The sequence below is a fragment of the Streptomyces sp. NPDC055506 genome (assembly GCF_053643595.1).
Genome location: NZ_JBSHKH010000228.1, coordinates 1 through 6,067 on the forward strand (window position 1 = coordinate 1; position 6,067 = coordinate 6,067).

Annotated in this window: 4 protein-coding genes; 2 read left to right on the forward strand and 2 right to left on the reverse strand. The window is 72.2% G+C overall.

Annotation, left to right across the window (positions count from 1 at the left end):
* Window positions 1-59: 59 nt before the first annotated feature.
* Together ACWIF2_RS39665 and ACWIF2_RS39670 are read right to left on the reverse strand one after the other, a co-directional pair.
* Window positions 60-1,976, reverse strand: a complete 1,917-nt coding sequence (locus ACWIF2_RS39665; RefSeq protein ID WP_454366433.1) for a phosphatase PAP2 family protein — start codon at window positions 1,974-1,976, stop codon at window positions 60-62.
* Between the two features lie 199 nt (window positions 1,977-2,175).
* Complete coding sequence (locus ACWIF2_RS39670) at window positions 2,176-3,075, reverse strand: N-acetylglucosamine kinase (protein ID WP_454366435.1); 900 nt, start codon at window positions 3,073-3,075, stop codon at window positions 2,176-2,178.
* Window positions 3,076-3,314: 239 nt separating this feature from the next.
* Here ACWIF2_RS39670 and ACWIF2_RS39675 point away from each other — a divergent pair, with 239 nt between their 5' ends.
* A complete protein-coding gene (locus tag ACWIF2_RS39675; protein WP_454366437.1) occupies window positions 3,315-4,436 on the forward strand; it encodes an ROK family protein in 1,122 nt (373 codons plus the stop codon).
* Between the two features lie 274 nt (window positions 4,437-4,710).
* Window positions 4,711-6,042 (forward strand): extracellular solute-binding protein, encoded by a 1,332-nt coding sequence (locus tag ACWIF2_RS39680; protein ID WP_454366439.1) that lies wholly within the window; start codon window positions 4,711-4,713, stop codon window positions 6,040-6,042.
* The last annotated feature ends 25 nt before the right edge of the window (window positions 6,043-6,067 follow it).

The window sequence follows — 6,067 nt, forward strand, 5'->3', positions numbered from 1 at the left end:
GGAGCGATCCAGAGGTCCCTCATGGACCCACTCTGCATCAGCCCCCGCCGCGCACGGCGTCACCGCCGCACGAGTCGCACCGACAGGCCCTCCGGCGTGTGCACGGGTACGGCCCGCAGCGTGTCGGAATCCAGCTCGACGCGGGCGAAACCGCCGCGCATCGCCGGAGCGGACAGGACCGGGACGGTCGTCCCCGCGACCGGCGGGCGCTCGGTGTCGAGCCGCAGCGACAGCACGCTGTCCCGGCCCAGCAGGACCCGCCGGCTCACCGTGAGCGCCGGGCCGTGGTTCTTGCGGAGCGGCAGCTCCAGCGTCGAGTCGCCCTCCTGGACGTAGGAGCCCCGCACCCGCAGGACCTTGTCCGCGCGGAGCGTGCCGCCCGTGACCCGGACGTCACCCTGCCCCAGGGCGTTCGGCGACACGGCGACCAGCAGCCCGTCCTCGACGACGGTCCCGCCGTGGTAGCGGTTGTGGCCGGTGAGGGTGAGCGTGCCGGTGCCGCGCTTGGTCAGCCCGCCGTCGCCCTCGATGTCGTTGCGCCAGCTGTCCGCCGCGTGGAAACCACCGGCAGCCGCGTCCAGCGTCACGGTGACGTCGCGGTCGAAGGCGCCGTACCCGTCCGCGGCGGCGAACAGGTTCAGCCGCCCCCACTGCTCGAAGCCGTCCAGCAGGACGTACCCGGAGGGCAGCGCGGTCGTCCGCAGCACCTCGCGCCGCTGGGCGGCGTCGAGGTACGGCAGCCGCGTCTCCAGCAGGACCTCCGCGCCCTTCGGCACGGTGAGCGGGTCCTTGCGGCCGCGGCGGGGCAGGACGTAGGTCAACCGGTGCTCGACCGCACGCGCGTTGGCCTGACGGTCGGCGTAGGCGTCACCGGCGTCCGCGTGCGCGTGGGCGTACAGCGTGTCCGCGGTGGTGCCGGTCCGCTGCGTGAAGTAGGCGAGGGCCTGGGCGCGGGCCGCCGCCTTGAGGTCCGCGTTCGCCGGGTCGGCCAGCGTGGCGGCCGTCAGGGCGGTGGCCATGATCCGGCCGCCGATGACGTCCACGGTGGAGTGCATACCCGACATGATCCGGGTGTGGCTCAGCTCGAACGCACGCGTCACCAGCTCCTGGAACCGCTCGGGCACCGCGTACGCGTAGGCCAGTCCGGCCAGGTGGAAGGCGTTGGTGTGGCCGCTGGGGAAACCGCCGTCCTCCTTGGGCTCCTCGGAGCGCTGCCGCAGCAGCTGCGTGGCGACGACCACCTCCGAGTCGTACACCGGGTAGCCGAGCGCGTCCTTCTTCCCGGTGTCGACGACCTCGCTGTCCTCGTTCATTCGCCACGGACGCGGGTACTGGAAGGCGAACTTGCCCGGGTTGCCCGAGGCGAACGGCCCGCGCACGGTGTCGACCAGCTTGGCCACCTTGCCGAGGTCGGAGTCGTATGAGCCCGCGCCGAGCGCGGATCCGGCCGGGGCGTCGGCGGGCACGGCGTCGTTGATCTTGCCGGCGGGCGTGCCGTCCGGGGCACTGGTGATCGACGTGACGGCCTTGGCACCCGCCTTGTACAGCTCGGCGAGCGGGCCCAGCCCGGCGATCATGGCGTAGCTCTGGTGCTGGCGGTCGTAGAGGAAGGCCTCCTTGGCCTGGGCCTCGGTGCGGGCCGTCGTGATCCGGGCGCAGTAGCGCATGTTGCCGCGCAGTACCTCGCGGTCCAGGACCCGGCCGTTGTCCCAGGCGCCGCCGGTCTTCCACACCTTCGACATGCCGCCCAGGATCCGGACGACCGCGTTGGTCTCGGGGGTCAGGTTCGTCGTGACGTTCGACTTGTAGTCGTCGACGAACGCGGCGGGCCCGGTGGCGGCCTTAGCGTCGGCGGCGGTGAGCCAAGTGGCGAACGTCGGTGCGGCGAGCAGGCCCGCCGAGGCCCCGAGGGAGGTCTTGAGGAAGCCCCGTCGGTCGACGGTTGCGGTGCTGCGGTGCCCGGCTGATGACGGCATGTGCGCCTCTCTTGAGTTCTGCGACGGGTGCTTCGGCCGTTCGGCCGGGGAGATGGTGCAACGTGTGCGACTCAGGGTGCCTCTGGCGACTTCTGTGGCACCTGTTGCGTACGAGCGAAGATCTACGGCCGTGTTGTGACCCTTCGGAGAGGGAACGGCCACAGGTCGGTGTCCGGAAGGTGAACGGCGTCCGCCCGGCTCACAGAAGCGAACGGGCCAGCGCCACGGCGCCCTCGACCGGCGGCACGCGCAGGGGCTGCGGCCGGGCCCCGGGCAGGAGTCCGGCGAGGGCGGAGGTGAAGGCCGCGTACAGCGCGGGCTGAGCGAGCACCGTGCCGCCCGCCACCACCACGTCGTCCACCGCGACCCCGCGCCGGGCGAGCCGTACGACGAGCGCTGCGAGCGCCCGGCCGCCCTCGGCGATCACGGCCCGGGCGAGCGGCGAGCCCGCGTCGGCGGCGGCGAACACCACGGGGGAGTGCCGGCCCCACTCGGCGGAGACGTCCGTGGCGGCCTCCAGTGCCGCGCCGAGCGCGGGCACCTCGGTCACCTCGAACGCGGCGGCCAGGCCGATGGCCAGGGCGTCGGGCTGCGCGCCGCGGTCGTGCGCCGCCCAGACGGCCCGCGCGGCCTCGCGGACGAGTCCGGCCGCGCCGCCCTCGTCGCCGAGCACGGCGCCCCAGCCGCCCACCTGGACCGGACCGCCGTCGGGCAACCGCCCCACCGCGACCGAACCGGTACCGGCGACCAGGCCGACGCCCTTGTCCAGCCCTGCGGCGGGCACGAGCAGCTCGGCGTCGCCCACGACCAGGCAGGGCACACCCAGCCGTTCCTGAAGCGCGGCCCGGATGTCCTCGCACTGGCGGGGTGTCTCACAGGCGTGACCGCCCACGGCGAGCGCGGACGGTCGTAGGGGAGCCGGCAGGGCGTCGTGCACCAGAGCGGTCAGCCAGTCGGCGGCGGCCCCGGGATCGTGCGGCCGCCAGCCCGTGCTGGCGCGGACGCGGTCGACGACGATCTCGCCGCCCGCGAGGGCGCGCAGCTGGGTCTTGGTGCCGCCCACGTCGATCCCGACCGCGTAAGGCGTGGAGTCCTGCACGGGTCCTCTTTCGGTGTTGCGCGGCCACGGCGGACGGCAGGCGAACCGAGCGTCGGGCCACGGCAGTTGAAGAGGTAGGGAAGCCCCGGGACGGGCTTCTGCGGAGCACGGCAGGCGAGTACCGTGAAGTTCGTTAGGAAGTTAACTAACGAAGTAGGGTGCGTCAAGAGGCACGGAATTCCCGATGCCGCGCGACCCTCGCGGCCGCCCGCTCGGCCGCAGCACGACCTGGGGAGACCATGCACCTGAGTGAGAGTGCCCGTGTGGTGTTCGACGTACTGGCCGGGGCGGGCACGGCCACCCGCCCCCAGCTGGCGGCCGGTGCGGGCCTTTCCAAGCCGACCGTCTCCACCGCCGTCGCCGAACTCGAGGCCGTGGAGCTCGCCGCCCACTCCGGGCGGGCCTCCGGCGGCACCGGCCGCAGCGCCGCGGTCTACCGGCTGGGCCCGGCCGCCGGCGCCGTGCTCGCGGTCGACCTCGGACCTGCCAAGACACGGGTGCGCGGATGCGCCCTGGACGGCACGCTGCTCGCCGAGGGCACCGGGTCCCGCCCGGAGGCCGCCGACACCGTCCGCAAGGTCCTCGACGCGCTGCCCGTCGGCGCGCCGCTGCGGGCCGTCGTCGTCGCGGTCGGTGACGTCACCACCCGGGACGGAGAGGGCGCCGGGGAACGCCCCGCGACCGCCAAGGCCGGCCCGGTCTTCGACGCCATGGCGGTGGCGCTGCCCGAGGGTGTCCCCGTCCACCTGGAGAACAACGTCAACTGCGCCGCCCTCGCCGAACTGCACGAAGGCGCCGCCGTCGGCCGCGACACCTTCGGCTATCTGCGCATCGGCGTCGGCATCGGCCTCGCCGTCGTCATCGGCGGCCGGGTGCTGCGCGGCGCGAACGGCGCCGCCGGTGAGGTGGCCAGACTGCCCTATCCCTGGGACGACCTGAGCGCCCCCCGCCACGAGGGCCTGGAGCAGCGGATGGGGTCGCGCACCCTGCTCCGCCGTGCCGCCGAGGCCTGGCAGGACATCGACGGGCCCCGCCCGCGCACCGCCGAGCGGCTCCTCACCCTCGCCGGGCAGGGGCACGCCACGGCCTGTGCCGTCCTCGACTCGCACGCCGCCGACGTGGGCAGGCTCGCCGCCGCCGTCGCCGCCGTCATGGACCCCGGACTGATCGTGCTGGGCGGCGGCACCGGCGCGGATCCCCAGCTCCTGCCCGGTGTGCGGGCCGAGCTGGCCCGGCTGAGCTGGCCCACCGAGGTGGTCAGCAGCGTCGTGGGGGACACCGGCACGGTCGCGGGCGCCAGCAGGCTCGCGGTCGCCCATGGAATCCAAACCGTGACCGGAGCTGTGCGGGCGAAGCATTGACGGCTGCGTCGTCGGTCTGCCAATGTCCGGACAAGCGCTTTCTGAGTCGGCCGGGACGCCGACTCCGGGTAAGCCTCCCGCCCGTACGCGAAGTACGGCAGCCGCACGAGGGCGTGCTTGTGCGACGTCGGCCGTCATGGCCGGGGACCCCACCCGTCAGGGAGACGCGGCCGGGCGAGGCCGTGCCCCCGGAATGCGAAATCTCCTGCAAAATGCACCCGTGCCGCCTCGGCTGGCGCCGTGCTTCTTCCGCTACGACGAAAAGGGATTGAAGATGACCAGTCTGGGTGTGCGGCGCTCGCGCCGACTCGGCCGCGGTGGCATACGCCGCGTTGTTCCCCTCGCTGCCGTGGCGACGGCGGGTGCCCTCCTCCTCTCCGCCTGCGGCGGGTCGGATTCCGGCTCCGGCGGGACCTCCAAGTCGCTGACGTTCTGGATCTCCACGGTTCCGGGGCAGGACGCGGGCTGGAAGAAGATGGTGGCGCAGTACAAGAAGGAAACCGGCGTCAAGGTCAAGCTCGTCAACATCCCCTACGACGGCTACGACGCGAAGCTGCGCAACGCCGCACAGGCGAACTCCCTGCCCGACGTGGCGGCAGTGCCGAAGCTGGACCCGATCTGGGCGAACAAGCTGATCGACCTCGGCTCCATCGCCAACAACAAGAGCAACAAGATCAACAAGAACTTCATCGCCAAGGACTCGTCCGGGAAGGTGCTGTCCATCCCCTCGGACATCACCGCGTCCGGCATGTTCATCAACAAGTCGCTCTTCGAGAAGGCCGGCGTCGACTACCCGACCTCGCCCGACAAGACCTGGACCTGGACCGAGTTCATCAAGGCGGCGGACAAGGTCCGGGAGAAGACCAACGCCAAGTACTCCCTGACCTTCGACCCGTCGCCGTCCCGGCTCCGCGCCATGGTGTACGAGATGGGCGGCAAGTACGTCCACGCCGACGACTCCGGCAAGTTCTCGGTGGACGCGGCGACCAAGAAGGCCGTGAAGACCTTCGTCGGATGGAACGACGACAAGACCATGCCGAAGTCGGTGTGGACCAGCGAGGCCGACCCGTCGGCCATGTTCCAGAGCGGTGACGTCGTCGCCTACTGGTCCGGCGTGTGGCAGGTCGCCGCCTACGCGGAGAGCATCACGAAGTTCGAGTGGGCGAGCGTCCCGACTCCCGCCGAGCCGGTGCAGGCCAGCGACGTCAACAGCGGCGGCATGACGGTGGGCTTCAACAACAACGGCGACGCGGCCGCCGCGGCGGAGAAGTTCCTGTCCTGGCTGTACGAGCCGGCCCACTACCAGGCGCTGTGCGAGGCGTCCGGGTTCCTGCCGGTCGAGACCGGTCTGAACCCGAAGTACCCCTTCAAGTCCGAGGCGGCGCAGGCGGCGTTCAAGCTGTACAACGAGTCGATCCCGCTGTACGCCCCGATCTCCGGCTACTTCAACACCGCGCAGACGGGCTGGGCGCTGAAGGGCAAGAGCATCACCGAGGACCCGACCCCGACGGAGCTCGGCAAGGCGATCAACGGCCAGCAGTCGGCCGACAAGGCCCTGGAGAACATCGTGGCCGGCTACAACCAGCAGGTCGGCGGCGCATCGTAGACCACAGGGCCGGGCGGCGGGGTCC

Coding starts and splice junctions, on each gene's coding strand:
- ACWIF2_RS39665 (WP_454366433.1), bottom strand. CDS start 1,976: ATGCCGTCATCAGCCGGGCACCGCAGCACCGCAACCGTCGACCGACGG.
- ACWIF2_RS39675 (WP_454366437.1), top strand. CDS start 3,315: ATGCACCTGAGTGAGAGTGCCCGTGTGGTGTTCGACGTACTGGCCGGG.
- ACWIF2_RS39680 (WP_454366439.1), top strand. CDS start 4,711: ATGACCAGTCTGGGTGTGCGGCGCTCGCGCCGACTCGGCCGCGGTGGC.